Genomic DNA, 25,274 nt, shown 5'->3' with positions numbered 1-25,274 from the left:
CAGCTACGAGCACTCTGCCCAGCGCGCCGCCCATTGGCTGACCTGGCTACACCAGTACAACTGGCATCGGCCACACGCCAGCCTGGATTACCGGGCCCCAATCACCCGCATCACCATGAACAACCTGGTGGGTTTACACAGCTAGTCCCTAAAGTTTTCGACAGCGCGCGGGTCCGCTGCGGGGTCTACTGTCCCCAGCCCATCGGGGGCTCAAGGAGACCGACATGAGCGAGAAGACCTGCGCGGCCTGCGATTGCGACCTGGACGAGAATGCCATCCAGGTGCGCATCGGCGGGCAGGCCGTGGAAGTGTGCTGTGACGATTGCGCCGTGAAACTCAAGGAGGCGCACGCATCGGCCAGCGCATCGCAGCGAGGCTGAACCGCCCGCCCCGCTCGCCTCCTGCACGAGCCGGACCGCTTTCCAAGTTGAACCTGGGCCAGCGCTGCCTTTGCGGCCGTGGCGCCAGCCGGCAAGTAACGCGCGCCTCTTCGGTGGCTTAGGCTGACCTGCAATTCCCATCATGGAGACCCACAGTGACCACGCAAAACGACAAGGCCCGGCTGTTCCATTCCCTGCACGTGCGCGGCCAGCCGCTGGTGCTTTTCAACGCATGGGATGCCGGCAGCGCGCGTGCCGTCGCCGCGGCCGATGCCAAGGCGATCGCCACCGGCAGCTGGTCGGTCGCCGCCGCCAACGGCTTCAGGGACGGCGAATGCCTGCCGCTTGCGTTCGCGTTGGATAACCTGCGCAGGATCGTCTCTGCGGTAGCGCAGCCGGTGACGATCGACCTGGAAAGCGGCTATGGCGATGCGCCCGGCCAGGTCGGCGCCACCGTCGCGGCGGCGCTGGCGGCCGGCGCGATCGGTTGCAACCTGGAAGACAGCTTTCCTGCGGACGGCCGCCTGCGCGATACCGGCGAACAGGCCGTGCGACTGGAGGCGGCGCGCCGCGCGGCGCAGGGCGCAGGCGTGGCGATGTTCATCAACGCGCGTACGGACGTGTTCTTCCAGAAGCCGGCCGAGGAGCACGACATGGCCATGGTGGAGGAAGCGCTGCAGCGTGCGCGTGCCTATGCCGATGCCGGCGCCGACGGCTTGTTCGTGCCCGGCGTGGTCGCCGCGCCGCTCATCGCCCGCCTGGCCGAAGCCTCGCCACTGCCGATCAACGTGATGGCGATGCCCGGGGTCCCCGGCCGCGCCCGCCTGGCCGAGCTGGGCGTGGCCCGCATCAGCCACGGCCCCGGTCCCTACCGCGGCGCCATGCACTGGGTGACCGAGGCCGCCAGGGACGCGATGGCCGGGTAGGCGCCTCGCGTCGACGGGCAGATCCTTTCCACCAAGGGACGCTGTGGCCTGGGGCTAAGCTCGCCGGCTAGCCCGGCTTCTTAGGGCGACGCTTGCCCTTGGCCTCCTGCCCGGCGATGAGGCCTTGCAGGTAGGCGATTCCTTGCTCTTCCGGGAAGAAGGCCACCACGTCGGCCACGGTCAGCGAGTAGCGCTCACACAGGACCATGAATTCCGCCCTGGCCTGGGCCAAACGGTCTCCGGATGATGCATTCCTTGGCATATGCCTCTCCTTGGCTTGTGGTTCGCTCTTGCGGTCCAGTGCGGCGAGGTCTTCCTGAAACTGGCGAAAGTCGTAATTGCTGGGCTTCATAGGCGCACGTTCAATATGCTTCATTCTTGCATGGGCCGGTGACCATGCTGCCAGACCAGCCGCCGTGCGCCTCGGCCTCGGGCCACCGCATCGCCTGCGGGCGGATGCCTCCAACTCAGGCTCCCGGCTTCTCGCGGTGGCGACGCCGTGCGCGGGATGCTCGCTCCACTTAGAAGGAGCACGGCCATGAACAGGCAACCGAAACAGGCCGGTCACGGGCTTCGCGGCAAGCCATCCCGGGCCGGCGCCGCGGAACCGACCCGCGCAGCCGACGCGCCGCACCAAGATGGCGGCCACCTCAATGACATCCGGCGTGAGCGGCTGGACACGCTCGAGTGGGCCGATGACCGCACCGCCGCCCTCGACCCCAACCGCGGCGGCGTCGAGCAGGATCCGATCGACGATCTGCTGGGGGGCCGGCAGGCGAATGCGGACTACCGCGAAGAAGCCAACCGCGTGACGCCTACGCTCGGTCCCGAAGACCCGGCCGAGGACAGGGGCGACCATTGACCGCCCGCGGCGCGGGCAGGGTTCCGTCCCGGTCAGCGGGCGGACGGGCCCGACCCGCTCAGTGCGCCGCGGCGGGCGCATCGCCGGATGCCAGGGCCGGGCGAGGGCGCAGCAACGTGCCGCCCAGCAACGCCGCCAGCAGCGCAAAGCCGGTGCCGGCCAGGAATGCCGTGCGATAGCCCATGTTGAGCGCGACCGCCTGGGCCGCGCCGGCGTCCAGCGCCGCCCCGGTGCGCGCGGCGGCCAGGCTGGCTAGCACCGCCAGGCCCAGCGCGCCGCCCATCATGAAGGCGGTGTTGACCACGCCCGAAGCCAGGCCGGAGTCGCGCGGCTGGACGTCGCCCATCGCTGCCAGCAGCACCGGGTTGAAGGCGATGCCCGCCCCCAGGCCCAGCAGCACCATGCCCGGCAGCACGTCGATCAGGAAACGCCCGTCCGCCGGCGCCCGCGCGAACAGCGCCAGGCCCATCGCCGCCACCAGCAGGCCGCCGGCGAGCGGGCGACGGATGCCGAAACGCATCACGATGCGCGCGGACAGGCCCAGCGAGCAGGCCGCCATCACCAGGTTGCCCGGCAGGAAGGCCAGGCCCACCTGCATCGGCCCGTACCCCAGCACCAGCTGCAGGTAGAGCGCCGAAAGGAAGAACCAGGCGAACATCGCGCCGGCCCACAGCACGCCGACCACGTTGGCGATCGCCAGGTTGCGCAGGCGGAACAGGGTCAGCGGCACCAGCGGCGCGCGCACGCGCGCCTCGATGGCCAGGAACAGCACGAACAGCATCGCCGCTCCGGCCAGCATGCCCAGCGTGCGTGCCGACAGCCAGCCGGCCTCGTTGCCGCCCACCACGGCGTACACCGCCAGGATCAGCGCGGCAGTGACCGCCAGTGCGCCGCCCACGTCCAGATGGCGCATATCGCTGCTGCCGTGCATCGCCGGCAGCAGCCTTAGCGAGGCGGCGAACACCGCCAGGCCGATCGGCAGGTTCACCAGGAACACCCAGTGCCAGCTCAGCGTGCTCACCAGCAGGCCGCCCAGCAGCACGCCCACGCTGCCGCCGCCGGCGCAGACGAAGCCGTACACGCCCATGGCCTTGGCGCGCTCGGCCGGTTCGGTGAACAGGTCCATGATCAGCGACAATGCCACCGCCGTGACCACCGCGCCGCCCAGGCCCTGGATGCCGCGCGCGATCACTAGCCATTCACGCGAGTGCGCCATGCCGCAGGCCAGCGAGGCGACCGTGAACAGCGTGAGCCCGAGCAGGAACAGCCGCCGGTGTCCGAACAGGTCGCCCAGCCGCCCGCCCAGCAGCAGGAAGCCGCCGTAGGTCAGCACGTAGGCGTTCACTACCCAGGCCAGCGTGGCCTCGGAGAAGCCGAGGTCGGCGCGGATCGAGGGCAGTGCTACGTTCACGATGGTGGTGTCCAGCACGATCATCAGCACGCCCAGGCACAGCACGGTGAGCGCGAGCCAGCGGCTGTCGCGTGAAGCGGTGGAGGCGGTCGGCATGTTCGGACTCCTTGGGCGCGGCGCGCATGGCAGAGACGGGTGGGGGGAATCACGCTTGTGCTCCACGACGCGTGGGCGGTCAGCGGATCGACATGCCGCGTCGGCGGCCTTTTCCCGCGAGGCCGGCGCGGATGCGACAATCTGCGCTCATGAACCTGCTCGCCCTCGAAACCAGCACCGAAGCCTGCTCCGTCGCCCTCGTCCACGGCGAGGAAGTGATCGCTCGCAGCGAACTGGCACCCCGCAGACATGCCGAACTCGCGTTGCCGATGGCTGACGCGCTGCTCGCCGAGGCCGGCATCGGCCGGCACGCGCTGGATGCCATCGCGGTCGGCCGCGGCCCCGGCGCGTTTACCGGCGTGCGCCTGGGCGTGGCGTTGGCGCAGGGCATGGCGCTCGCGCTGGATCGCCCGGTGGTGCCGGTGTCCTCGCTCGCCGCCCTGGCGCTGGAGGCGCCGGAGGACGAGCCGGCGATCCTGGCGGTGATCGATGCCCGCATGGGCGAGGTCTACGCCGCCTGCTACCGCCACGACGCCGCCGGCGGGCTGGTCGCGCTGGACGAGGAGCGGGTGTGCCTGCCGCAGGCGCTGGAGCTTCCGGAAGCCGATCGGTGGATCATCGTCGGCAGCGGCTGGTCGACCTATGCGGACGTGCTGCGCGGACGCCTCACCGGCGCGCTCGTGCAGGCTCACGGCGAGCGCTATCCGCAGGCCCGCCATGTCGCCGAGCTCGCCGTGCGCGAGTTCCGCGCCGGCCGCGCCGTATCGGCCGAGCAGGCGCTGCCGGTGTACCTGCGCGACAAGGTGGCGTTGACGCTGGCGGAGCAAGGCAGGGCTTGAGCGTGCTGCCACCTGCCGTTGCCGGGGGTGTGGGGTGAGCCGGGCACTGCACGACCTGCTCGGGGAGATCGAACGGGATCGCACCCTGCTCGAACCCGGCCGCCTGCGCGAGCGCGGTGCGGCGCTCGACCGGCTGGAAAACCATCGCCTCGGCGCGCCGGCTGCGGAGGCGGGCCTGCACGAGCGCATCGGTGCCTTGTGCGCCGCCCTGGAGGCCATCGATGACCAGCTGCACCGCAGTATCCGCCAGGACATCCGGCGCGGCGCCGGTGCGCAGGCGCTGCTCGGGCATGCGCGCGTGGCCGGCCCGGATCCGAATGCGGCAGACGGCGCCACTGCCGGCGACGGCTACGACCACCTGGACACGCTGGTCAGCGGCGTCCTGCAGATCGAGGCGCCCCAGGGCCGGCTCGCCGGGCTCTCGCAGGAAATGGTGTTCTACCAGCCCACGCCTGCGCGCCACATCTTCGACCTGCTTGCCCGCACCGGGCTGGGCGCGGACGACGTGCTGATCGACCTGGGCTCCGGGCTGGGCCAGGTCGCGCTGATCGCCGGCATCTGCAGCGGCGCACGCTGCATCGGCATCGAGTGGGAGGCGTCCTACGTCCAGAGCGCCCGGCGTTGCGCGCAGGCGTTACAGCTGGATCGGGTGGGCTTCGTGCAGGGCGATGCGCGGACGGCCGACCTTTCGGCCGGCACGGTGTTCTACCTGTACACCCCCTTCAAGGGCGCGATGCTGCGCGAGGTGCTGGACCGGCTCGAGGCCGAGGCGTCCATCCGCGAGCTGCGCATTTGCACGCTGGGGCCATGCACCGCGACCGTCGCGCGGGAACCCTGGCTGCAGGCGGCCGACGCGTGGGAGCTGCATCGGCCGGCGGTGTTCCGCAGCGGCTGAGGACCACCCGGTCTAGAGCCGCCCGATCACCAGTTGCACCAGCAGGCTGCTCACCGCCACCGCTGCCCACACGCCCAGCCCCAGCAGGATCGGTCGCGGGCCGCTGGCGATCATCTTGCGCAGGTTGGCCGACAGGCCGATCGCGGTGAGCGCCACGATGATCAGGAACTCCGCCGCGCCGTGGATCGACGGCTGGATCGCCACTGGCACCAGCCCGGCGGTGCGCGCCGCCGAGGCGACCAGGAACCACAGGATGAACCACGGGAAGATGCGCTTGAGGCTGAAGTCGCTGGCGCCTTTCTTCTTTTCGCGCATCGCCACCATCACCGCCAGCGTGATGCAGACCGGGATGATCAGCGTGGCGCGGGTCAGCTTGACGATGGTGGCGTAGTCGCCTGCCGCGTGGCTGTAGCTGTAGCCGGCGGCGACCACCGAGGAGGTATCGTTGATCGCGGTGCCGGCCCAGAGCCCGAAGCCCAGGTCCGACAGGTGCATCAGATGGCCCAGCAGCGGGAACAGCAGCACCGCCACCACGTTGAACAGGAAAATGGTGGAAATGGCGAACGCGGTGTCGTGCTCGTCGGGCTTGATGATCGGCGTCACCGCCGCGATGGCCGAACCGCCGCAGATCGCGGTGCCCACGCCGATCAGCACCTTGAGCTGATCGTGCACGCCGAGCGCGCGACCCAGGCCCCAGGCGGCGAGGAAGGCGGTGCTCATCGTGACCAGGGTGACCGACAGCGACTCCAGCCCCGTCTTCGCCACCTGGTCGAGGCTGAGCCCGAAACCCAGCGCGATGATCGACCACTGCAGCACCTGCTTGCCGGCGAACTGGATGCCCGGCGCGAAACGCGGCCCGGGCGCGGCGGTGTTGCGCACGAGAATGCCCAGCACGATGCCGATCACCGGCCCGCCGACCAGCGGCGCCCGATGCCCGAGCCACCAGGCCGCCAGCGCGATGGCCAGCGCCAGGCCCAGGCCGGGCAGGCGGTCGGACAGGGTGGGAGCGGTGGGGGCGGCAAGGGCACTCATCGGGGTATGCGCGTACTGAAAACGATGCGTGCATTGTCCGTATGGCAAAGGATCAGGAAAACTTTGCATTCCTGATGGCTGCTATAAGATTGGCTGATGCTCAACATCACGCCCCGCCAGCTCGACGTGTTCGTGCAGACCGCGCTGCACGGCAGCCTGCGCGCCGCCGCCGGGCGTGTACACCTGACCCAGCCCGCCGCCAGCATGGCGCTGGCCGAACTGGAGCGGCAGCTCGGCGCACCGCTGTTCGACCGCGAGCGCGGGCGGCTGCGCCTCAACGCGCGCGGCCGCGAACTGTTGCCGCGCGCGCAGGAGTTGCTGGAACGCCATGCGGAACTGGCCCGCATCGGCCAAGGCGACGCGGATGCGCTTGCCGGCGAGCTGCGCATCGGCGCCAGCAATACGGTGGGGAACTACCTGGTCGGCGACCTGCTGGGCGACTTCGTGCGCGCGCAGCCGCAGGTGGCGATCCGCCTGCGCGTGGCCAATACCGACACCATCGCTGCGCTGTTGCTGGACCACGCGCTGGACCTCGGCTGCGTGGAGGGCCTGGTCGCGCATCCGCAACTGGAGCTCAAGCCCTGGCGCGAAGACCGGCTGCGCGTGTGCGCGGCGCCGGACCACCCGCTGGTGCGCAAGCGCTCGCTCAAGCCGGCGGACTTCGCCGGCGCACGCTGGGTGCTGCGCGAGCCTGGCTCGGCCACGCGCGCCACCAGCGAGCGCGTGCTGGCGCAGTTGCCGCCCGGCGAGACGGTGCTGGAGCTGGACCAGATCGAAGCGATCAAGCAGGCGGTCGCCGCGGGTTTCGGACTGGCCTGCCTGCCCGAGGTGGCGCTGGCCGATGCGCTGGCCACCGGCCGGCTGGTGGCGCTGAAGACGCCGTTCCTGGACCTCAAGCGCACGCTCTCGCTGCTCTTGCACCGGCAGAAGTACCGTAGCGCCTTGCTGGAAGCCTTCCTGCGCACGATCTAGCCGGGTCCCTTTCCTTCCTGCATTCGGGGGAAGGCTCATGAGTGGACGGTTTGATCCTTCCCCTGAGTCCGCAGGGATAGGGTTAGGTCGTGTGGATCAAGCAGCGGCACCCTTGCCGGCGGATTCACCCCAGCGCCGCTAGCGTCCGGTGGCCATGCCCACGCGTCCGGCCAAGAACCCCTTCGGCGTCCCGCTGGCCAAGCCGGTGGACGAGGTGCCGGCCGGCGCGCTCACCACGCTGCGGCGTAAGGCCCGCGATTGCCACGCCTGCCCGCTGTGGCGCTACGGCACGCAGACCGTATTCGGCCAGGGGCCGTCCAGCGCATCGGTGATGTTGATAGGCGAGCAGCCTGGCCTGCACGAGGATCGCGAAGGCGTGCCGTTCGTGGGGCCGGCCGGGCAATTGCTCGATCGCGCGCTGGGCGAGGCGGGGCTGGATCGCGCGACGCTCTACCTCACCAACACCGTCAAGCATTTCAAGTACGAGATGCGCGGCACCGCCAAGCTGCACAAGCGCGCCAATGCCGCCGAGCAGGCCGCCTGTCGCATGTGGCTGGCGGCCGAACTGCTGCGGGTGAAGCCGAAGCTGATGGTCGGCCTGGGTGCGATGGCGGCGCACACGATGTTCGGCAATACCTTCCGCATCACCGCCGAGCGTGGGGTATGGCGTCCGCTGGGCGAGGGTGCGCAAGGGTTGGCGACCTGGCATCCATCGGCCGTGTTGCGCATGCCGGAGGAGGAGAAGCGGCACCAGGCGTTCGATGAGCTGGTTGCGGATCTGCGGGCGGTGACGCAGGCGCTGGAGAGGTTGGGCTAGGGCGAAAAGCCTCCCCCTCTCCCCAGCCCTCTCCCCCGGCCCCGCCGGGGGAGAGGGTTGGGGAGAGGGGGAGGCCTTTGCTCCGGATCAATGGAAATTCCGCGATCGCACGTCGAGCTCTCCCAGCAGCGGCGTCAGGTCCTCGAGCTCGCGTGCGATGAGGTGCTGCACGCCGTGCTGGCTTTCCAGGTGCCCCTCCACCGCGAGCAGCCGCGAGGCGAGCAGCACGCGGCGCTGGCGCAGGACCACGCGGCGCCAGATCACCACGTTGGTGAGGCCGTGCTCGTCCTCCAGCGTCACGAACACCACGCCGCTGGAGGTCTGCGGCTGCTGGCGCAGGGTGACCAGCCCGGCGACGCGCACGGGACGGCCGTTGGGCAGGTCGGGCAATTCGTTGGAGGCTCGGTAGTGCTGCGCGCGCAGCCGTGATCGCAGCAGGCGCAGCGGATGCGGCCCGAGCGTGGTGCCGGTGAGCGCGTAGTCGGCGCGCAGGTCCTCGCCGCGGGTCGGCAACGGCAGCGTGACCGGCTCGCTCTCGGGCGTGCAGCCGGGGAACAGCGGCAGCTGCGGCTCAACCCCGGCGATCGCCCAACGCGCGCGATGGCGATGGCCTGCCAGCGCGCGCAGGGCGCCGGCATCGGCGAGCAGGGCCTGGTCGCGGCGGTCGAGCCTGGCGCGGGCGCACAGGTCCGCCACGTCGGCGAACGGGCATTGCTTGCGGGCTGCTGCGATGGCGTCTGCAGTCGATTCGGAGAAGCCGCGCACCAGCCGCAGCCCCATGCGGATCGCCGGCTGCATGCGCGCGTCGCGCTCGGGCTCCAGCGAGCAGTCCCAGTCGCTGTGGCGCACGTCGATGGGCAGCGTGCGCATGCCATGCCGCCGCGCGTCCTGCAGCAATTGGTCGGGCGAGTAGAAACCCATTGGTGCGGAGTTGATCAGCGCGCAGGCGAACGCCGCCGGCTCGTGGCACTTGAGCCAGCTGCTCACGTAGGCGAGCAGGGCGAAGCTCGCCGCGTGCGATTCGGGAAAGCCGTAACTGCCGAAGCCCTTGATCTGCTCGAACAGGCGCTCGGCGAAGTCGCGGGTGTAGCCGTTCCTGAGCATGCCGGCGAGCAACTTGTCCCGATGCGGTTCCAGTCCGCCTTTGCGTTTCCAGGCGGCCATCGAGCGGCGCAGCGCATCGGCTTCGCTGCCCGTGAAATCGGCAGCCTCCATGGCGATCTGCATCACCTGTTCCTGGAACAAGGGGACGCCCAGCGTGCGTTTCAGGACCTTCTTGAGCTTTTCCGAAGGGTAGTCGACCGGATCCTCGCCATTACGCCGGCGCAGGTAGGGATGCACCATGTCGCCCTGGATCGGGCCGGGACGCACGATCGCCACCTCGATCACCAGGTCGTAGAACTCCTTCGGCTTCAGGCGCGGCAGCATCGCCATCTGTGCGCGCGATTCGATCTGGAAAACGCCGATGGTGTCGGCGCGGCTGATCATGTCGTAGGTGGGCTTGTCGTCCTTGTGGTCCTTGTTGATGCCGGCGATGGTGTAGTCGCCGCGACCGTTCGCTCTCAGCAGGTCGAAGGTCTTGCGCAGCGCCGTGAGCATGCCCAGCGCGAGGCAGTCGACCTTGAGCATGCGCATGGTGTCCAGGTCGTCCTTGTTCCACTGGATCACCGTACGCCCGTCCATCGCGGTGTTCTCCACCGGCACCAGCGTCGAGAGCGGGTGCTCGGAGATCATGAAACCGCCCGGGTGCTGGGAGAGGTGGCGCGGGAAACCGATCAGCTGCGCGGTGAGGGCGAGTACCTGGCGCATCAGCGGCGTGTCCGGATCGAAGCCGCGTTCGCGCAAGCGGTCCATGGGCGGCACTTCGCCGCTCCAGCGATCCAGCGTGGCGGACAGTTCGCCGGCAAGCTCCGGCGACATGCCCAGTGCGCGCGCCACGTCGCGGACCGCGCCGCGGCCACGGTATTCGGTGGCCACCGCGGTGAGCGCGGCGCGGTCGCGGCCGTAGCGGTTGAACACGTACTGCAGCACTTCCTCGCGCCGCTCGTGCTCGAAGTCGACGTCGATGTCCGGTGGCTCGTCGCGATCGGCCGAGATGAAGCGCTCGAAGAGCAGGTTGCTCGTTTCGGGATCGGCCTCGGTGATGCCGAGCACGTAGCAGACCAGCGAGTTGGCCGCCGAGCCGCGGCCCTGGCAGAGGATCTCCTTCGAACGCGCGAAGTGCACGATGTCTTGCACGGTGAGGAAGTAGGACTCGTATTGCTTGGTCCCGATCAGGGCCAGTTCGCTCTCGATCTGCTCGCGCCACTGCGCCTTCGCGCCGCCCGGCCAGCGCCAACGCATGCCTTCTTCGACCAGCTGCCGAAGCCAGGTGGTCGGCGTGTGACCTTCCGGCACCAGCTCGTGCGGGTAGGTGTACTCGATCTTGTCCAACTCGAATACGCAGCGCTGCGCGATAGCCACGCTCTGGGCCAGCAATTCGGACGGATAGATGGCCGCGAGTGCGCGTCGCGTGCGCAGGTGGCGCTCGCCGTTGGGGAACAGGCGATGGCCGGCCTGCGCCACGGTGGTGTGGTGGCGGATCGCGGTCATCACGTCCTGCAGCCGGCGGCGGGCGCGCACGTGCATGTGCGCGTCGCCGGCGGCGACCAGCGGCAGGCTCAGGCGCTCGCCCAGGGCACGCAGCGCGGCCAGGCGCGCGTCGTCGTCGGGACCGCGATGCAGCTCCACGGCGAGCCAGCAGCGGCTGGGGAAGCGCTCCTTCAGCCACGCGGCTTCGCTTGCGTCCGGCTCCTGGCCGGGCAGCCACAGTGCGAGCAGGCCTTCGGTGTCGCCGAGGTCTTCGCGCAGCGACTTGTAGCTGCCCTTGGGCGCGCGGCGGCGGGCGGCGGTGATGAGCTGGCACAGCCGCGCGTAGCCCTGCCGGTTCTCGACCAGCAGCACGCACTTGGGGCCGCCGTCGAACTGGAATTCGCTGCCGACGATCAGCTTGAGGCCGGTTTCGCGCGAGGCTTCCAGTGCGCGCACGATGCCGGCGAGGGTGCATTCGTCGGTGATCGCCAGCGCGGCGTAGCCCTGTTCCTTGGCGCGCTCGAACAGCTCCATGGCGACCGACGCGCCTCGCTGGAAGCTGAAGGCGGAAAGGCAATGCAGTTCGGCATAGTCGGGGAGGCTCATGCGAACCACCCGTGCAGCATGAAGCCCGCGCGTTCGCCGGCGGGACAGAACGCCCAGGCCCGCTGCCCGGCTTCCGTCTCGACCACGTAGTAGTCGCGCCGCACCTCGCCGTCCCACCAGCCGCTTTCGATGCGCTCGGGGCCGGCCAGGATGCGCGAGATGCGTTCGCGCAGCGGGATCGGCTGGGGCAGCAGCCAGCCGGGGCGCGGCAGGGGCGGCGGCGTGTCGCTGCTGCCGTGGTCGCGCCAGGCGCGTTCGGGGCGGTGGTCGGCGTGGATCGCCAGGCCGTGCACGGCCTCGTCGCCCAGCCGCGCGCGCAGGCGTTCGCGCAGTTGCTCCCAGGGCACCGCCTGCTGCGGGCGCACGTCGAACAGGTCGCGTCCGGCAGGCACGAATGGCGGCAGCTCGCGTGCGATCAGTTGCAGCGCGCGCACCGGCGCGGCCAGCTGCACGGGATCGAGCCGGCCGCGGGCCAGTTCGAACAGCATGGCGGCGTCGCGCTCGGGCGCGAGCAGGCCGACCGGCACTTCGGTGGCGGCGCCGCGGTCGTGCTCGAGCTTCAGCACGAAACGCTGCACGCCGCCGTCGCGGCCGGCGAGGTAGGCGGCGAGATCACCGGTCAGGCGCCGCAGCGGGAACAGCAGCTGGCCGGTGGCGCCGATCTCGTAGTTGAACTCGATGCGCGATTCGAAATGGTCGGGCGGCTGGTAGCAGTCCAGCGGCGTGGCCAGTGCACCGGCGAGGCGGTCGAGTTGGTCGAGGGTGTCGGTGCCCGCGCGCCGGCCCAGCGCCGCGCGCGGCAGCGCGTAGACCTGGGCCAGCCGGCGCAGGCCCATGCGGCGCAGGCTTATGGCCGCCTGGGGAGGAAGTCCTGCGCGCTCCACCGGCAACTGTCCGAGCGCCTGCTTGAGCGGCGCGTCGTGCGTGATCGCCAGGCCGTCGTGCACGCCGGCGAGGGCACGTGCGGCCCACGGGTTGGGCGCCAGCGCGATGCGATGGCGGAAACCGAGCGCGGCCAGTTCCTCGCGCATCAGGGTTTCCATGCGCGGCCACGGGCCGAACAGGCGGAAGCTCGCCTCCACCTCGATCAGCAGCGACGCGGCCATCTGCCGGCTGACCTGGGCGCCGTAGCGATACGCCCAGGCGGCGAGGAAATCGTGCCAGCGCCCGGTCTCGGCCGGATCGTGCTCGACCGCGGCGAAGCGCGCGCAGATCGCCTGCGCGGTGGCCAGCGGCATGCCGGCACGCAGGCCCGCCGCCTTCGCCGCGGCGTTGGCCGCGCGCAGCATGCGCCGCTGCACCGGGCCTTCGACCAGCACCAGCGGCTCGTCCGGCGCGGCATGGCGGCGCAGCACGCCGTCGAGCGCGAGTTGCGGCAGCAGGATGCAGGCCCACAGCATGGCGCGTGCCTCAGGCGCGGTCCGGCACGGCGGTACGCGGGTCATTCGGAGGCGCCGGCGATTCGCCCACCGGCAGCGGCCAGGACAGAGGCCGTGCCGGCGGGTTGCCGCCGCGGCACTTGAGCACGCGCAATTGCGGCGGGCGCACTTCGAGCGCCAGGCGCAGCGCCGCGGGCGAGGCGTGCGCGGCGGCCGAGGAGGGGCGCAGCGCCAGTCCCAGGCACTGCCCGGTTTCCGCCGCCAGCTGCAGCCGGCGCAGCGTGCGGTCGTCCGGCTGCTGCGGCCAGCACAGCACGGCGGCACAGGCCGCCGAGCGCAGGCATTGTTCGGCGGCCCAGGCCGCGTCGCGCGGTTCGGCGCGCACCACTTGCAGACGGTCCAGCCGCACGCCGGCGTTGGCCCAGGCGGCAGGGAAGGGCAGGTAGGGCGGTGCGACCAGCGCGACCAGACCGCCCGCTTGCGTGAGCCGCGCCAGCGTGGGCCACAGCAGAGCCAGCTCGCCGATGCCGTCCAGCGGCAGCAGTGCCTCGCTCAGCGCGGCCTCGGGCCAGCCGCCGCTGGGCAGTACGGCATCCAGCGCGGGGAAGCCGGTCGGCTGGCGCGAGGATGGGCGCGCCTGCGGCTGGCCACGCCACAGGCGGCGGGCGTCGAGCAGGCTGTCGAGGGCGACGACGCTGTTCATGCGTGCATACCCGTAGGGTGGGCTGCGCACGAGGCGACCGCTCGGCAAGGCTTCCACCTGCGGGGGAAGGTACTCGAAGGGCGGGTGGGGGCGAACGGAGCGCGGCCTTCCCTACTGGCCGCCGCCGGGAGGCGCATGCGCCCGCCACGGCCTGCACGGGCGTCCATCAGCCAGACCTCACCAGCCCCGCGAACAGGCCTTCGATGGCGAAGTCGCCGGCGCGCGGATCCACCTCGATCGGCGCGTACGCCGGGTTGCGCGGCAGCAGGCGGATGCGGGCGCCCTTGCGTTCCAGCCGCTTGACGGTGAACTCGCCCTCCAGCCGCGCCACCACGGTCTGGCCATGACGCGCCTCGGGCGTGCGGTGCACGCCGATCAGGTCGCCTGGGAGGATGCCGTCGAGCAGCATCGAGTCGCCGACCACTTCCAGCAGGTAATCGGGCCTGAGCCGGAACAACGAAGCATCCAGCGCGACCTCACGGCGCACCTGCGCGTCCGAGCCGATCGGCCGCCCCGCCGCCACGCGGCCGAGCAGCGGCACCTGCAGCGTCTCGACGGCTGGCCTCTGGCGCAGGCGGATGCCGCGCGCCTGCCCGGGCACCAGCTCGAGGTGGCCCTCGCGCGCCAGCGCCTCCAGGTGCAACCGCGCGGAACGGTTCTGCTTGAGCCCCAGCGCCGCGGCAATCTGCATCTGCGAGGGCGGGTAGCCGTGCGCGGCGATGTGCCGGTGCAGGTAATCGAGCAGAGCTTGGCGGATCGGGGTCATGGTTTACTAATCTTAGTACATCGGGGAAGGTCGCGGCAGGGGTGGGCTTTTTGGCATCATTTCGTGAAGGGGAATCCGGCGGCTTGCCAAAGGCGTGAAGACCCAGGGGACTGCGATACGTCCACGACGGACTTCAAGCATGTGGGGGAAACTCATGGTGTCCGCTTTGCTGCTGGGCGTTGGCTTGCTGCTCGGCGCGCCCGCGGCAGGCGTGAACGTGCCCGCCTCGCTGCCGGCCGGGACCCTCTCGACCAGCGCATTGCCGACCCCGCAGTTCCGCCGCTACGGCAGCGCCAACGGCCTGCCCAGCAGCCTGGTCTACACCGCGGTGCAGGCGCCGGACGGCACCATGTGGTTCGGCACCAAGAACGGCATCGCCCGCTTCGACGGCGTGGAGTTCAGGACCTACCGCCACGTGGCCGGTGACCCCGGGTCGCTGTATGGCAATGGCATCTCCTCGCTGCTGATCGACACGCAGGGCCGGTTGTGGGCCGGCGGACTGGACGCGGGCCTCAACCGCTTCGATGCGGCCAGCGGCACATTCCAGCACTGGGCCCACGACCCGGCCGATCCGGCCAGCCTGGTGAGCGAGAAGGTCTGGGCACTGGCGCAGACGGCCGACGGCAGCCTCTGGGTGGGCACGCGATACGGCCTGGACCGGATGCGCGCGGACGGGCAGTTCGAACACGTGGTCAACCCCTTGCTCGGGTCCACGCCTGCCGATTTCGGCGAAGTGGCCTCGCTCTACGTCGATCCGCACCAGCGTTTATGGGCCGGCAGCAGCCATGGCCTGTTCCGGCGCGATCCGGACGGCAGCTGGTACCGCGTGCTGCCGGCCGATCCGGAGCAGACCGTGGATGCCTGGCACATCGACGGCAACGGCGAGGAGGTGCGCATCGCCACCGTGCGCGGGCTGCTCGTGGTGGGCGCCGATGGCCTGGCGCACCGCTTCGCCGAGAACCAGCTGCCCGACACCAACGTGATGGTGAGCACCCGCGATCACGACGGCCGGTTATGGATCGGCACCCAGCGCGGGCTGTTCCTGCAGCAGCGGCCCGAAGACCCGGTGATTCCGGTGATGGACCGGCCTGTCCTCTACGGCAACCTGCCCGGCACCTGGGTGTGGCAGCTCTACGTCGATCGCGAAGGCGGCCTGTGGGTGACCATGCTCGACGGCGGCGTGGCCTACCTGGCGCCGGGCTGGTACGGTTTCAGCCGCTACACGCACATCCCGGACGACCCCGCCAGCCTGCGCGACTCGGTCGCCACCACGATGGCGCGCGGGCGCGATCGACGGCACGTCTGGGTGGGCGAGCGCGGCGGCCGCGTGGACCGGCTCGATCCCTATACCGGTGCGGTCGAGCACGTGCTCTCGGGCCTGCGCGGCGACGTGGTCGGCATGACCGAGGGCGACGGCGGCAAGCTCTGGGTGGCCGTGCAGGGCGCGCTCTACCGCGCCCAGGGCAACCAGGCCGACCGCGTCGATCCGGACGGGGCGATGATCCGCCATCCACTGGAGGTCGAGCCCGGCCCCGACCGACGTCTGTACGTGCGCACCTTCGGCGAGGGCCTGTTCCGGATCGATCCGGACACCCTCGCTGTCGCCCCGGTGCCGATGCGACACGCCGACGACAAGATGCTCTGGGGCGCGCAGATGACGCTGAACGACCGCGGCGCGTTCTTCTACGCCAGCGAAGGCGGCCTGATGCGGCTGGACCCCACGCACACCTTCTTCGAGCCGGTGCCTGGCGGGCCGACCGGCGTCTCGGTGGAAGCCTTCGGCTTCTCGCCCGATGGCCTGTGGCTGGCGACCCCCGACGGGCTGGAGCACTACCGCTACCGCGGCGACGGCCTGGCGCTGGCGCGGCGCGTGGACATGGCGCAAGGCTGGCCCTCGGTCGTGGTTGTCGACATGCGCGTGGACGCGCGCGGGCGCGTGTGGATCTTCGGCAGCGGCGGCCTGTGGCGTTTCGACCCGGATTCGGGCCACTTCCGCTCGTTCGGCCTGCAGGACGGCCTGAGCAACACCGAATTCGCCCGCGGCTATGCGTTGATGCCCGACGGCAACCTGTACTCGCCGACGCTGGGCGGCGTGGTCGCCTTCAATCCCGATCGCGTGCGCGAGCAGGCGACCGTGCCGCAGCTGGCGCTGACCCGCGTTCGGGTGCGTCGCCACGGTCACCTGGTCGATCTGCCGCTGGGTCCGGGCCCGATCGAGGTGGACTGGCGCGACCGCGAGCTGGGTATCGAGGCGCGGGTGTTTTCCTACGTCGACCCTTCCGCCAACCGCTACCGGTTCCGGCTCGATGGCCTGGACAGCAGCTGGGTGGATGTCGACAGCCGTGGCGAACGCGAGTTCGCCGGCCTGGGTGCCGGCGACTACACGCTCCAGGTGATGGCCGCCGGCGCCGGCGGGGCCTGGGCGCACCTGGACGCGCCCTTGCGCATCCACGTCGAAGCGCCGCCGTGGGCGCGCTGGTGGGCCTGGCTGGGCTACGCCCTCACGCTGGCGCTGACCGTGTGGCTGGTGCTGTGGGTGTGGCGCCGGCGCATCGCGCAGCGCCACCGCATCGCCCTGGCCGAGCAGCAGCGCAGCCTGGCCGAGGAGGCCAGCGCCGCCAAGACCCAGTTCCTGGCGACGCTCAGCCACGAAATCCGCACGCCGATGACCGGCGTGATGGGCATGGCCGAGCTGCTGCTGGCCACGCCGCTGAAGCCCGAGCAGCGCGAATATACCCTGGCCATGCAGCGTTCCGGCGGCATGCTGCTCAAGCTGCTCAACGATGCGCTGGACGTCGCGCGCATCGAGGCGGGGCGGCTCAACCTCGAGCCTGCGCCGTTCGATCCGCGCCAGCTGGTCGAGGACGTGGCGCAGCTGCAGCTGGGCCACGCGCAGGCCAAGCGCCTGGGCTTCCTGGTGGAGGTGGCAGAGGACCTGCCGTCGCGGGTGGTCGGCGACGCGGTGCGCATCAAGCAGGTGTTGCTCAACCTCACCCACAACGCGCTCAAGTTCACCGAGTACGGAAGCGTCGAATTGCGCGCGCTGCGCTGCAACGAGGGCCTGGTCTTCAGCGTCACCGATACCGGTCCGGGCATTCCCGAATCGGCGCGGGCACGCCTGTTCCAGCGTTTCGAGCAGGTCGACGGCCCGCAGCGGCGAGCCGGCACGGGCCTGGGCCTGGCGATCTGCCGCGAGCTGGTCGGCATGATGGGCGGCAGCATCGAGCTGGAATCGCGCCTGGCCCACGGCAGCACTTTCCGCGTGCGCCTGCCGCTGCAGCCGCCCGAGGGGGCCGCCGCTGCGCTGCCCGCCGCGCACGCGCCGCTCGGCCGCGCACTGCGCGTGCTGCTGGTGGAAGACGACGCCATCGTCGCGGCGGTGATCCGCGGCCAGCTCGAGCGCCAGCACCATCGCGTCTGCTACGTCGCCAACGGGCTGGGTGCGCTGGCCGAACTGGAGCAGTCCTCCTTCGACGTCATGCTGCTGGACCTGGACCTTCCCGGCGTGGATGGCTTCCAGGTCGCCCGCCTGGTGCGCCAGCGCGAGGAGCCCGGCCAGCGCATGCCGATCGTCGCCATCACGGCCCGCGCCGGCGGCGACGAAGAGGCGCGCGCGCACGAGGCGGGGATGGATGCGTTCCTGCGCAAACCGTTCAGCGGCGAGGCGCTTGCCGAACTCTTCGTGCGGCTGGTGCCGCAGGCGGTTGCCCTCGAGGCCAGCGTACCCGCCTGACCGGCGCGCAGCGAACGGGGCGGGCCGCCCTGCGCTTGGCGCCTGCGCGGGAGCTTGTGTTCGGCGGCGACATCCGGATCATGGGAAAAAGCGGCGCTCCTGAAACCGCTTCGGTAAGCATTCCATCCTTCCCCGGCCTTCTCCGCGATGAAGCCTTCCAAAGCGCTCGATCTGGATGCGGTCAACGCGTTCGTCCTCACCGCCGACCTGCAGAGCTTCACGCGCGCGGCAGCTGCCCTGGCCACCACGCAGTCGGCCATCAGCCTCAAGCTGCGGCGGCTGGAAGACCAGTTGGGCCGGCGTTTGCTGGAACGCACGCCGCGGCAGGTGCGGCTGTCCGCCGAGGGCGCGCTGTTCCTCGAGGCGGCCCGCTCGCTGATGGGTGCGCACGAGCGGGCGATGGCATCGTTCAAGATCGAACGGCGCCGACTCACCGTCGGCATCAGCCAGCTCATCGTCGGCAGCGAGCTGCCGGCGTTGCTGCGCCACATGAGCGAGCACGATCCGCACCTGCTGCTGGAGTTGCGGGTGGCCGGGTCGCGCGAAGTCATGCAGGCCTACGAAGAGGGCACGCTCGATGCCGCCCTGGTAGTGCAACCGGAAGGCCGGCATGCCCAGGGGGAAACGATCTACAAGGAGCAGTTCGCCTGGGTCGGTGCCGCCGGCTGGCGGCCGCGGCCGGGCGAACCGCTGCCGCTGTCGACCCAGGGCGAATCCTGTTCGATCCGTGCCGCCGCCGTGCGCGCACTGGACCAGGCGGGCGTGGCCTGGACCGAGGTCTTCATCGGCAAGGGCGCCGCGGTGCTCGGAGCGGCTGCCGCGGCCGGGCTCGCCATTGCGGTGCTCGCCCGGCGCGCGGCCCCGGGCGGTACCGCCGATCTGGGATCGGCCTTGTCGCTGCCGCCGCTGCCCAGCCACGACGTGGTGCTCTACACAGCGCTCAACGACCACCGTTCACGCCAGGCACTGCACGCGCTGGCCGGCGCGTTCAGGCAGCTGGCCCAGGGCTAGCGGATCAGTCGACCCGCCGCCACACCACTTCGCCGTGGGCACCATCCGACGCGCCGCTGCTGGGCTTGGCGACGATGTAGGTGAGCTGGTCGCCGTCGCGGGTGTAGTGGGTGGTTGCGCCGCGGCCGTTCCAGTTGGGGAACGAGGCCTGCTCGATGTGCGTGGTCATCTTGTCGCCCTGGATGGCGATGCTGCCGTAGTGCGCGTTCACATCCAGCGACGCGGCGCGGTATTCCCCGGGCGTGCCCCTGGACTTGTCGCCCGTGGCGAACGGCATGCGCTTGGCGCGGGCGATCAGCATCATGTAATGGCCTTGCGCGTCGATCATCCAGCGGCCTTGCGGGTCATGGCCATAGAGTTCCACGCGGTGCCCGCCGGGATAGACGTTGTCGCAGCGGACCAGCGTCCACGCGCCGACCAGCCAACCGGGTACCGATGCCGACATCGCACCGGCAGGAGCCGCTTTGCCCTGCGGTGCCGCATGCACCGCCGTGGTGGCCAGCGCCAGGGCCGCGACGCAGAAAAGAACGAGGTTTCGATAGGCTTGCATGGCAATCCTCATGGATAGGGAAGCACGCGCAGACTAGTAGTCGCGCCACGCCGGCCAACAGGGGGCCAAACCGCATTTCAGCCATGGTCGAATCGAATGGCTCGCTGTCCTGCTGGACACCGGGCAAAAACAAAGCCCGCCGAAAGGGCGGGCTGAGTCATCTTCGATGGTGGCCGGGGACGGAATCGAACCGCCGACACGGGGATTTTCAATCCCCTGCTCTACCAACTGAGCTACCCGGCCAGGAAGAGGGCAGCGCGCGGGGCGTGCTGCGTGGAGCCGCGCATTTAAGCGGATGCGCGCGCGTGCGTCAAGGTTCGTCGGGGGAGACGTAGCCGGCCGGCTGGGCGACTTCGCCGCCGCCGAAGAAGTATTTCTCCATCTCGCCTGCGAGGAACTGGCGGGTCTTGGCCTCCAGCGGATTGAGGCGGTATTCGTTGATCAGCATGGTCTGGTGAGCGAGCCACTGCTGCCAGGCCTGCTTGGACACCTGTTCGTAGACGCGCTGGCCGAGCGGGCCGGGCCAGGGGGCGAAGTCCAGGCCTTCGGCGTCGATGTCGAGCTTGGCGCAATGCACAGTGCGGGGCATGGTGGTTTCCGGGGACTTTGGAGCGTCCTTCGACATCTGCCTGCGGCCTACGCTCGGGACGAACGGTTGGGGTGGATTCGAGCGCCGTTGGCCTGTGCCCGGGACGGAGGGATCAGGCTGAGACCAGGGTCTCGAGCAGGCTGCGCACCGGGGCGGGCAGGCCCAGGTCAGGCCATTCGTCGTGGGCGCACCAGCGCAGGGTCTGATTATCGGCGATGGCAGGGTGGGCTGTCGCGCCGTCGAAGAGCAGTGGCTCCACGGCGAGGCGGTAATGGCTGAAGACATGCACGAACGGCGCGAGCGCCTGCGCATCGTCCAACTGCGCGTGATTCTGCGCCAGACGCCACGCGGAGTCGTGGTCCGGCGCTTCGGGCAGGCTCCACAGGCCGGACCAGACGCCCTGGGGCCCGCGCCGCTGCAGCAGCACGCGTCCGCCGGTATCGCGCAGCACCAGCATGGTGGTATGGCGCGTGGGCAGCACCTTGCTGGGCTTGGGCGTGGGCAACTGGGCGGTGCGGCCTTCGCGGCGCGCGATGCAGGCTTCGGAAAGCGGGCAGGCCGGGCACAGCGGGCGCGAGCGCACGCAGAGGGTGGCGCCCAGGTCCATGATGGCCTGGGTGTAATCGGCCACGCGCTCGCGCGGGGTGTGGGCGTCGGCGTGCTCCCACAGCTTCTTCTCGATCGGGGCCGTGCCGGGCAGGCCTTCGATGCCGTGGAAGCGCGCAAGCACGCGCTTGACGTTGCCATCGAGGATGGGGAAGCGCAGACCATGCGCCTGGGCGAGGATGGCGCCGGCGGTGGAGCGGCCGATGCCCGGCAGCGCGGCGAGCGCATCGAACTCGCGTGGCAGTTCGCCGCCGTGGCGTTCCACGCACAGCTGCGCGGCGCGATGCAGGAAGCGCGCGCGCCGGTAGTAGCCCAGGCCCGACCAGAGCGCGAACACCTGGTCCTCCGAGGCGGCGGCGAGCGCGGGGAGGGTCGGCAGAGCCTCGGTGAAGCGCAGGAAGTAGGGGATCACCGTGACGACCTGGGTCTGCTGCAGCATCACTTCGGACAACCAAACGCGGTAGGCGTCGCGGCGACCTTCGGGTGCCGGCGCCTGCCAGGGAAGGTCGCGGCGCCCGTGGCGGTCGAACCAGGGCAGCAGGTGGGCAGCGAGCGTGGAGGTCATCGGGAGGTGCTGGTGGCGGGAGCAGGACCGCTCGCCGCGGGCGAGGGCGTGAGTTCCAGCCGCAGGCCCTCAACGCGTACGCCGCCAAGGTCGAGGCTGGTTGCGTCGAGGTGGCCGCTGCCCGGCGGCGCCGCCAGCTGCGGCCCATGCTCGTCGTGCATGCGCGTCCACCACTGCGCGACTCCCAGCGGCGGCAGGCGCAGGTCGATATGGTTGCCCGGGCCGTCGAGCTTGAGCGCCAGCAGCAGCGGATCGTTCTGGTTGGCCGGCGTGAGGTGCAGCGACATCTCGTAGCGGCCGGCGTCCGCATGCTCCAGCGAACCGGCCAGCGTGGCCGCCGCGTCGGCGGCGCCGTGCCAGTGTGCCTCGCCGGTCAGGCGCATGGACAGCGTGGCGCCTTGGGTAAAGTCCAGGTCGATGTCGTTCAGCTGCAGCGCGTTGCCCTGGATGCGCGGCGTGGCGGTGAGGCGCAACTGCATGGGCGTGCCTTCGGCGTCCTTGGCCGAGACCACCAGCGGAAACGCCCGGCCCGAGAGCAGGCTGCCGGCGTCCAGCGAGAAGTCGCGCAGCAGCAGCTGGTTGCCGCGCACGAGCGTGCCGCGGGCGATGCGCACGCCAGTGTCGATGCGCGGAATGTTGGGCGGCGCGTTGGCCGGCCGCGGCGGCATGCCGGACAGCCACGCCTGCAGCGCGTCCAAATCGACCCGGGGCGCATCGATCTCCAGACGCGAGATCACTGTCGGGCCGCCGAAAAGCGTGCGCCAGGGCAGCGCGAGGCGGCCGCTGGCGGCCAGCAGGATCGGCATGCTGGCGCCTTGCGCGGTGAGGGTGAGGCCCTGCAGTTCCAGCGCCGGGCGCGGGAACAGCGTAGGGCTGGCCGGGCTGGCCAGGCTGAGCTCGAGACCGGCGGCTTGCGCCTGTTGCTGCAGCATCGCGGTGAAGCGATCCGGCTGCAGCAGCAGGTAGACCGTGACCAGCAGCGCGACCAGGCCGGCGGCGAGCACCCCGGCCAGTCCCAGCAATGCGAGGCGCAACCGGCGGGTCATCGCCGCGCGCGCTCAACCACGCGCCAGCGTCGCCGGCAGCAGGCCATCGACATAGGCGCGCGCATCGAAGCTGCGCAGGTCGGTGGCACTCTCGCCCAGGCCGACGAAGCGGATCGGCAGACCGAACTCGCGGGCCAGCGCGAACACCACGCCGCCCTTGGCCGTGCCGTCGAGCTTGGTGACCACCAGCCCGGTCACGCCTACGATCTGCTGGAACTGGCGAACCTGGCTGACAGCGTTCTGGCCGGTGGTGCCGTCGATCACCATCAGCACCTCGTGCGGCGCGTCGGCGTCAAGCTTCTTCATCACGCGGGCGATCTTGGACAGTTCGTCCATCAACCCGCCCTGGGTGTGCAGGCGGCCGGCGGTGTCGGCGACCAGCACGTCGGCGTTGCGCGAGCGGGCCGCCTGCAATGCGTCGAAGATGACGCTCGCCGCATCGGCGTCCTGGCCCTGCGCGATCACCGGCACGTTGTTGCGCTCTCCCCAGGTCTTCAGCTGCGCCACCGCGGCGGCGCGGAAGGTGTCGCCGGCGGCGAGCAGTACCTGGCGGCCCTCGTCGCGCCATCGGCGTGCAAGTTTTCCGATCGTCGTGGTCTTGCCCACGCCGTTGATGCCTACGGTGAGCACGACGAAGGGCTTGTGGCCACCGACCTCCAGCGGCTGCTGCACCGGCAGCAGCATCGCCACCAAGGCCTCGCGCAGTGCGGCGAGCAACGCGTCGGCGTCGGCGAACTCGCGTTTGTGCATGCGCTTGCGCAGACCCTCGACCAGCGTGGTGCTGGCCTCCACGCCGACATCGGCGGTGATCAGGATGGTTTCCAGCTCATCGAGCAGGTCGTCGTCGAGCTTGGGATGGCGCACGAACAGCGAGCTCAGACCCTTGGCGAATCCGCTGCCGGCAAGCCGTTCGCGCCAGCTGCGCCTGGCCGGCGCAGATTCGGCCGTGACGGCCGGCGGCGGTTCGTCGACCACGTCCGGCTCGGCGGCAGCGAGCTCGGCGCGTGCCTCGTCCAGCACCGGGCTGGCGTTGTCCAGGGCAGCCACGTCGGCGGCATGCGTGTCGGCGGGTGGTGTCGGGGCCTGCTCGGCGGGCTGCTCCGAAATCGTTTCGGTGGTCTTTTTCTTCCAGAACTTGAGCATCGCGGCAGCGCTTCTAAGACAATGCACGGATGCTAGCACCGGCAACCAGACTGCCCGCTGAGGGCCCATCCATCCGTGCGCGACCGCCATCGGCCGGCCGGCGCGCGGCGGCGGTACTCGGAGCGGCAAGGGCATGAAGGGGGCGCCCGGCCGCATCCGCATCATTGGCGGCACGCTGCGCAATTCGCGCCTGGACGTACCCGATCTGCCGGGGCTGCGTCCGACGCCCGAGCGGGTGCGCGAGACGCTGTTCAACTGGCTTGCGCCGGTGCTCGCCGGCGTGCGGGCGCTGGATCTTTGCGCCGGTACCGGCGCGCTGGGCATCGAGGCGCTCTCGCGCGGGGCGGCATCCGTGCGTTTCGTCGAGCGCGACCCGCGCGCGGCGCAGGCGTTGCGCCAGAACCTGGCGCGGCTGAAGGCCGCAGGCGGCGTGGTTGCCGTGGCTGATGCGCAGGCCTTCCTCGAAGGCCCGTCCGAGCCGTTCGGCCTGGTGTTCATGGACCCGCCGTTCGCGGCGGATCTCTGGGCCCCACTCGCAAGGCGGCTGGAGGACAACGGCTGGCTCGCCCCGCAGGCGTGGATCTATGTCGAATCGCCGCGCGACCACGTACCCGTGCTGCCGCGCCACTGGGCGCTGCACCGCGAAGGCCGCGCGGGCGAGGTGCGCCATGCGCTCTATCGCCGCTGCACGGAGCTTCCGTTAAGCTAGCGGGCAACCTTCGCGGTGCAGCGCCTCCCAAGTGAACAAAGCTCCGGTCAACAAGCGCCTGGCCGTGTATCCAGGCACCTTCGACCCGATCACCAACGGCCATGCCGACCTGGTGACCCGCGCCGCTCCGCTGTTCGAGCGGGTGGTGGTCGCGGTGGCGGAGAGTTCCGGCAAGGGGCCGGGCTTCAGCCTAGACGAGCGCATCACGCTGGCGCGCCTGGCGCTGGCCGACCTGCCCAACGTGGAGGTGCGCGGCTTCAACAGCCTGCTGGCCACCTTCGTCAGCGAGATCGGCGCGGGCGTGATCATCCGCGGCCTGCGCGCGGTATCGGACTTCGAATACGAGTTCCAGCTCGCGAGCATGAACCGCCATCTGATACCGCAGGCCGAAACGCTGTTCCTCACGCCCGCGGAGCAATACAGCTTCATTTCCTCGTCGCTGGTGCGCGAGATCGGTCGCCTGGGTGGCGACATCTCCAGCTTCGTCCACCCGGCAGTGCAACAGGCCATGCGGCAGCGCTGGCGCAAAACCCAAATCCATTCACAGGGAGACACCCATGCGTAAGTACCTGATCGCCGCGACGCTGGCCATGGCCGGCACCCTGGCCCTCTCCGCCTGCAACAAGCAGGAGGACAACCAGCAGGCCACCCAGCAGGCCGCCGCCGCCAAGCCGACCAACCCCAACGACGCCCAGGCCTGGAATGCCTACCTCGGCCAGATCGTGCAGAACAACATGCAGGGCATGACGGCCGAGCGTCCGTACGCCTACCTGGTGCCGGCCGGCGACGACCAGGATTCCAAGGCCAAATACGACCGCCAGATGCAGAACGTGCAGGACACCATCGCCCGCGGCGTGCTGCCGGGCAACCTGCTCGCCTTCGCCGGTCCGAGCTCGGCCAAGACCGCGGATTTCGTGATCGCCGCCTTCAAGGACGCCAAGCCCGGTTCCTTCAAGGACGTGATCGTGCTGTTCATCGGCGACCAGGCCGACAAGGACCGCGTGACGACCGCGCTGCAGCCGACCGGCGCGAACGTGCGCTTCGTGGCGATGTAAAGCCACGCGCGA

Annotated in this window: 23 protein-coding genes, 1 tRNA gene and 2 pseudogenes; 13 read left to right on the top strand and 13 right to left on the bottom strand. The window is 70.5% G+C overall.

The annotated features are described in order from the left end of the window. The 3 genes and pseudogenes from VGU65_RS04495 to VGU65_RS04485 form a co-directional block, all read left to right on the top strand. Positions 1–145, top strand: a pseudogene (locus VGU65_RS04495) (IS481 family transposase); the annotation flags it as partial. A gap of 79 nt (positions 146–224) precedes the next feature. After that, positions 225–380 (top strand): hypothetical protein, encoded by a 156-nt coding sequence (locus tag VGU65_RS04490; protein ID WP_327473251.1) that lies wholly within the window; start codon positions 225–227, stop codon positions 378–380. Positions 381–535: 155 nt separating this feature from the next. Beyond that, on the top strand, positions 536–1,306 hold the full coding sequence (locus VGU65_RS04485) for an isocitrate lyase/PEP mutase family protein (RefSeq protein ID WP_327473249.1): 771 nt from the start codon (positions 536–538) through the stop codon (positions 1,304–1,306). A 67-nt stretch (positions 1,307–1,373) separates the two neighbouring features. On the opposite strand, the gene VGU65_RS04480 is transcribed toward VGU65_RS04485, so the two are convergent. Beyond that, positions 1,374–1,682, bottom strand: coding sequence for a 2-hydroxyacyl-CoA dehydratase (locus VGU65_RS04480; protein ID WP_327473247.1), 309 nt, complete (start codon positions 1,680–1,682; stop codon positions 1,374–1,376). 162 nt (positions 1,683–1,844) lie between these two features. Between VGU65_RS04480 and VGU65_RS04475 the strand changes: the two genes are divergently transcribed. Continuing rightward, positions 1,845–2,168, top strand: a complete 324-nt coding sequence (locus tag VGU65_RS04475; RefSeq protein WP_327473245.1) for a hypothetical protein — start codon at positions 1,845–1,847, stop codon at positions 2,166–2,168. A 58-nt stretch (positions 2,169–2,226) separates the two neighbouring features. Here VGU65_RS04475 and VGU65_RS04470 read toward each other — a convergent pair whose 3' ends face one another. Then, entirely contained in the window at positions 2,227–3,675 is a 1,449-nt protein-coding gene (locus VGU65_RS04470) for a DHA2 family efflux MFS transporter permease subunit (RefSeq protein WP_327473244.1), read from the bottom strand. A gap of 149 nt (positions 3,676–3,824) precedes the next feature. Between VGU65_RS04470 and tsaB the strand changes: the two genes are divergently transcribed. Together tsaB and VGU65_RS04460 are read left to right on the top strand one after the other, a co-directional pair. Further along, the gene (gene tsaB, locus VGU65_RS04465) at positions 3,825–4,514 is read left to right on the top strand and encodes a tRNA (adenosine(37)-N6)-threonylcarbamoyltransferase complex dimerization subunit type 1 TsaB (RefSeq protein WP_327473242.1); all 690 of its coding nucleotides are present in this window, start codon (positions 3,825–3,827) and stop codon (positions 4,512–4,514) included. Between the two features lie 34 nt (positions 4,515–4,548). Continuing rightward, on the top strand, positions 4,549–5,409 hold the full coding sequence (locus VGU65_RS04460) for a class I SAM-dependent methyltransferase (RefSeq protein WP_327473240.1): 861 nt from the start codon (positions 4,549–4,551) through the stop codon (positions 5,407–5,409). 12 nt (positions 5,410–5,421) lie between these two features. Here VGU65_RS04460 and VGU65_RS04455 read toward each other — a convergent pair whose 3' ends face one another. Next, a complete protein-coding gene (locus tag VGU65_RS04455) occupies positions 5,422–6,441 on the bottom strand; it encodes a YeiH family protein (RefSeq protein ID WP_327473238.1) in 1,020 nt (339 codons plus the stop codon). Between the two features lie 96 nt (positions 6,442–6,537). Between VGU65_RS04455 and VGU65_RS04450 the strand changes: the two genes are divergently transcribed. Together VGU65_RS04450 and VGU65_RS04445 are read left to right on the top strand one after the other, a co-directional pair. Further along, complete coding sequence (locus VGU65_RS04450; protein WP_327473236.1) at positions 6,538–7,413, top strand: LysR substrate-binding domain-containing protein; 876 nt, start codon at positions 6,538–6,540, stop codon at positions 7,411–7,413. A gap of 154 nt (positions 7,414–7,567) precedes the next feature. Continuing rightward, entirely contained in the window at positions 7,568–8,230 is a 663-nt protein-coding gene (locus tag VGU65_RS04445; protein ID WP_327473234.1) for a UdgX family uracil-DNA binding protein, read from the top strand. A gap of 87 nt (positions 8,231–8,317) precedes the next feature. On the opposite strand, the gene VGU65_RS04440 is transcribed toward VGU65_RS04445, so the two are convergent. From VGU65_RS04440 to lexA, 4 genes are all read right to left on the bottom strand, one after another. Beyond that, positions 8,318–11,407 (bottom strand): error-prone DNA polymerase, encoded by a 3,090-nt coding sequence (locus VGU65_RS04440; RefSeq protein ID WP_327473232.1) that lies wholly within the window; start codon positions 11,405–11,407, stop codon positions 8,318–8,320. Then, on the bottom strand, positions 11,404–12,807 hold the full coding sequence (locus VGU65_RS04435; RefSeq protein WP_327473230.1) for a Y-family DNA polymerase: 1,404 nt from the start codon (positions 12,805–12,807) through the stop codon (positions 11,404–11,406). The genes VGU65_RS04440 and VGU65_RS04435 overlap by 4 nt, the downstream gene beginning before the upstream one ends. Before the next feature lie 10 nt (positions 12,808–12,817). Beyond that, entirely contained in the window at positions 12,818–13,489 is a 672-nt protein-coding gene (gene imuA, locus VGU65_RS04430; protein ID WP_327473228.1) for a translesion DNA synthesis-associated protein ImuA, read from the bottom strand. 166 nt (positions 13,490–13,655) lie between these two features. Further along, entirely contained in the window at positions 13,656–14,255 is a 600-nt protein-coding gene (gene lexA, locus VGU65_RS04425; RefSeq protein ID WP_327473226.1) for a transcriptional repressor LexA, read from the bottom strand. A 139-nt stretch (positions 14,256–14,394) separates the two neighbouring features. On the opposite strand from lexA, the gene VGU65_RS04420 reads away from it, so the two are divergent. Then, a complete protein-coding gene (locus VGU65_RS04420) occupies positions 14,395–17,988 on the top strand; it encodes a hybrid sensor histidine kinase/response regulator (protein ID WP_327473224.1) in 3,594 nt (1,197 codons plus the stop codon). A 147-nt stretch (positions 17,989–18,135) separates the two neighbouring features. Continuing rightward, positions 18,136–18,999: a LysR family transcriptional regulator gene (locus VGU65_RS04415; protein WP_327473222.1), complete on the top strand. Its 864-nt coding sequence runs from the start codon at positions 18,136–18,138 to the stop codon at positions 18,997–18,999. A 4-nt stretch (positions 19,000–19,003) separates the two neighbouring features. Here VGU65_RS04415 and VGU65_RS04410 read toward each other — a convergent pair whose 3' ends face one another. From VGU65_RS04410 to ftsY, 6 genes and pseudogenes are all read right to left on the bottom strand, one after another. Further along, positions 19,004–19,549 (bottom strand): lipocalin-like domain-containing protein, encoded by a 546-nt coding sequence (locus VGU65_RS04410; RefSeq protein WP_327473220.1) that lies wholly within the window; start codon positions 19,547–19,549, stop codon positions 19,004–19,006. A gap of 167 nt (positions 19,550–19,716) precedes the next feature. Further along, a tRNA-Phe gene (locus tag VGU65_RS04405) sits at positions 19,717–19,792 on the bottom strand. Between the two features lie 67 nt (positions 19,793–19,859). Further along, positions 19,860–20,138: an oxidative damage protection protein gene (locus VGU65_RS04400; protein ID WP_327473218.1), complete on the bottom strand. Its 279-nt coding sequence runs from the start codon at positions 20,136–20,138 to the stop codon at positions 19,860–19,862. A gap of 112 nt (positions 20,139–20,250) precedes the next feature. Beyond that, entirely contained in the window at positions 20,251–21,309 is a 1,059-nt protein-coding gene (gene mutY / locus VGU65_RS04395; RefSeq protein WP_327473216.1) for an A/G-specific adenine glycosylase, read from the bottom strand. Next, a complete protein-coding gene (locus VGU65_RS04390; RefSeq protein ID WP_327473215.1) occupies positions 21,306–22,355 on the bottom strand; it encodes an AsmA family protein in 1,050 nt (349 codons plus the stop codon). Before VGU65_RS04390 ends, mutY begins: the two co-directional genes overlap by 4 nt. Positions 22,356–22,367: 12 nt before the next feature. After that, positions 22,368–23,291, bottom strand: a pseudogene (ftsY, locus tag VGU65_RS04385) (signal recognition particle-docking protein FtsY); the annotation flags it as partial. A 340-nt stretch (positions 23,292–23,631) separates the two neighbouring features. Here ftsY and rsmD point away from each other — a divergent pair. The 3 genes from rsmD to VGU65_RS04370 are packed head-to-tail and all read left to right on the top strand — an operon-like array spanning position 23,632 to position 25,262. After that, on the top strand, positions 23,632–24,207 hold the full coding sequence (gene rsmD, locus VGU65_RS04380) for a 16S rRNA (guanine(966)-N(2))-methyltransferase RsmD (protein ID WP_327473211.1): 576 nt from the start codon (positions 23,632–23,634) through the stop codon (positions 24,205–24,207). A 31-nt stretch (positions 24,208–24,238) separates the two neighbouring features. After that, positions 24,239–24,772, top strand: a complete 534-nt coding sequence (gene coaD / locus VGU65_RS04375) for a pantetheine-phosphate adenylyltransferase (RefSeq protein WP_327473209.1) — start codon at positions 24,239–24,241, stop codon at positions 24,770–24,772. Beyond that, positions 24,765–25,262, top strand: coding sequence for a hypothetical protein (locus VGU65_RS04370; RefSeq protein ID WP_327473207.1), 498 nt, complete (start codon positions 24,765–24,767; stop codon positions 25,260–25,262). The genes coaD and VGU65_RS04370 overlap by 8 nt, the downstream gene beginning before the upstream one ends. Positions 25,263–25,274: the final 12 nt, after the last annotated feature.

The organism is Frateuria sp., assembly GCF_035943815.1.
In the GTDB taxonomy this organism is placed as follows: Bacteria; Pseudomonadota; Gammaproteobacteria; order Xanthomonadales; family Rhodanobacteraceae; genus Frateuria_A.
Note: the sequence above shows the minus strand (reverse complement) of the source record. Positions and strands in the feature narration are given on the sequence as shown.

Coding starts and splice junctions, on each gene's coding strand:
- VGU65_RS04490 (WP_327473251.1), top strand. CDS start 225: ATGAGCGAGAAGACCTGCGCGGCCTGCGATTGCGACCTGGACGAGAAT.
- VGU65_RS04480 (WP_327473247.1), bottom strand. CDS start 1,682: ATGAAGCATATTGAACGTGCGCCTATGAAGCCCAGCAATTACGACTTT.
- VGU65_RS04475 (WP_327473245.1), top strand. CDS start 1,845: ATGAACAGGCAACCGAAACAGGCCGGTCACGGGCTTCGCGGCAAGCCA.
- VGU65_RS04470 (WP_327473244.1), bottom strand. CDS start 3,675: ATGCCGACCGCCTCCACCGCTTCACGCGACAGCCGCTGGCTCGCGCTC.
- tsaB (WP_327473242.1), top strand. CDS start 3,825: ATGAACCTGCTCGCCCTCGAAACCAGCACCGAAGCCTGCTCCGTCGCC.
- VGU65_RS04455 (WP_327473238.1), bottom strand. CDS start 6,441: ATGAGTGCCCTTGCCGCCCCCACCGCTCCCACCCTGTCCGACCGCCTG.
- VGU65_RS04450 (WP_327473236.1), top strand. CDS start 6,538: ATGCTCAACATCACGCCCCGCCAGCTCGACGTGTTCGTGCAGACCGCG.
- VGU65_RS04445 (WP_327473234.1), top strand. CDS start 7,568: ATGCCCACGCGTCCGGCCAAGAACCCCTTCGGCGTCCCGCTGGCCAAG.
- VGU65_RS04440 (WP_327473232.1), bottom strand. CDS start 11,407: ATGAGCCTCCCCGACTATGCCGAACTGCATTGCCTTTCCGCCTTCAGC.
- VGU65_RS04435 (WP_327473230.1), bottom strand. CDS start 12,807: ATGCTGTGGGCCTGCATCCTGCTGCCGCAACTCGCGCTCGACGGCGTG.
- imuA (WP_327473228.1), bottom strand. CDS start 13,489: ATGAACAGCGTCGTCGCCCTCGACAGCCTGCTCGACGCCCGCCGCCTG.
- lexA (WP_327473226.1), bottom strand. CDS start 14,255: ATGACCCCGATCCGCCAAGCTCTGCTCGATTACCTGCACCGGCACATC.
- VGU65_RS04420 (WP_327473224.1), top strand. CDS start 14,395: ATGTGGGGGAAACTCATGGTGTCCGCTTTGCTGCTGGGCGTTGGCTTG.
- VGU65_RS04415 (WP_327473222.1), top strand. CDS start 18,136: ATGAAGCCTTCCAAAGCGCTCGATCTGGATGCGGTCAACGCGTTCGTC.
- VGU65_RS04410 (WP_327473220.1), bottom strand. CDS start 19,549: ATGCAAGCCTATCGAAACCTCGTTCTTTTCTGCGTCGCGGCCCTGGCG.
- VGU65_RS04400 (WP_327473218.1), bottom strand. CDS start 20,138: ATGCCCCGCACTGTGCATTGCGCCAAGCTCGACATCGACGCCGAAGGC.
- mutY (WP_327473216.1), bottom strand. CDS start 21,309: ATGACCTCCACGCTCGCTGCCCACCTGCTGCCCTGGTTCGACCGCCAC.
- VGU65_RS04390 (WP_327473215.1), bottom strand. CDS start 22,355: ATGACCCGCCGGTTGCGCCTCGCATTGCTGGGACTGGCCGGGGTGCTC.
- rsmD (WP_327473211.1), top strand. CDS start 23,632: ATGAAGGGGGCGCCCGGCCGCATCCGCATCATTGGCGGCACGCTGCGC.
- VGU65_RS04370 (WP_327473207.1), top strand. CDS start 24,765: ATGCGTAAGTACCTGATCGCCGCGACGCTGGCCATGGCCGGCACCCTG.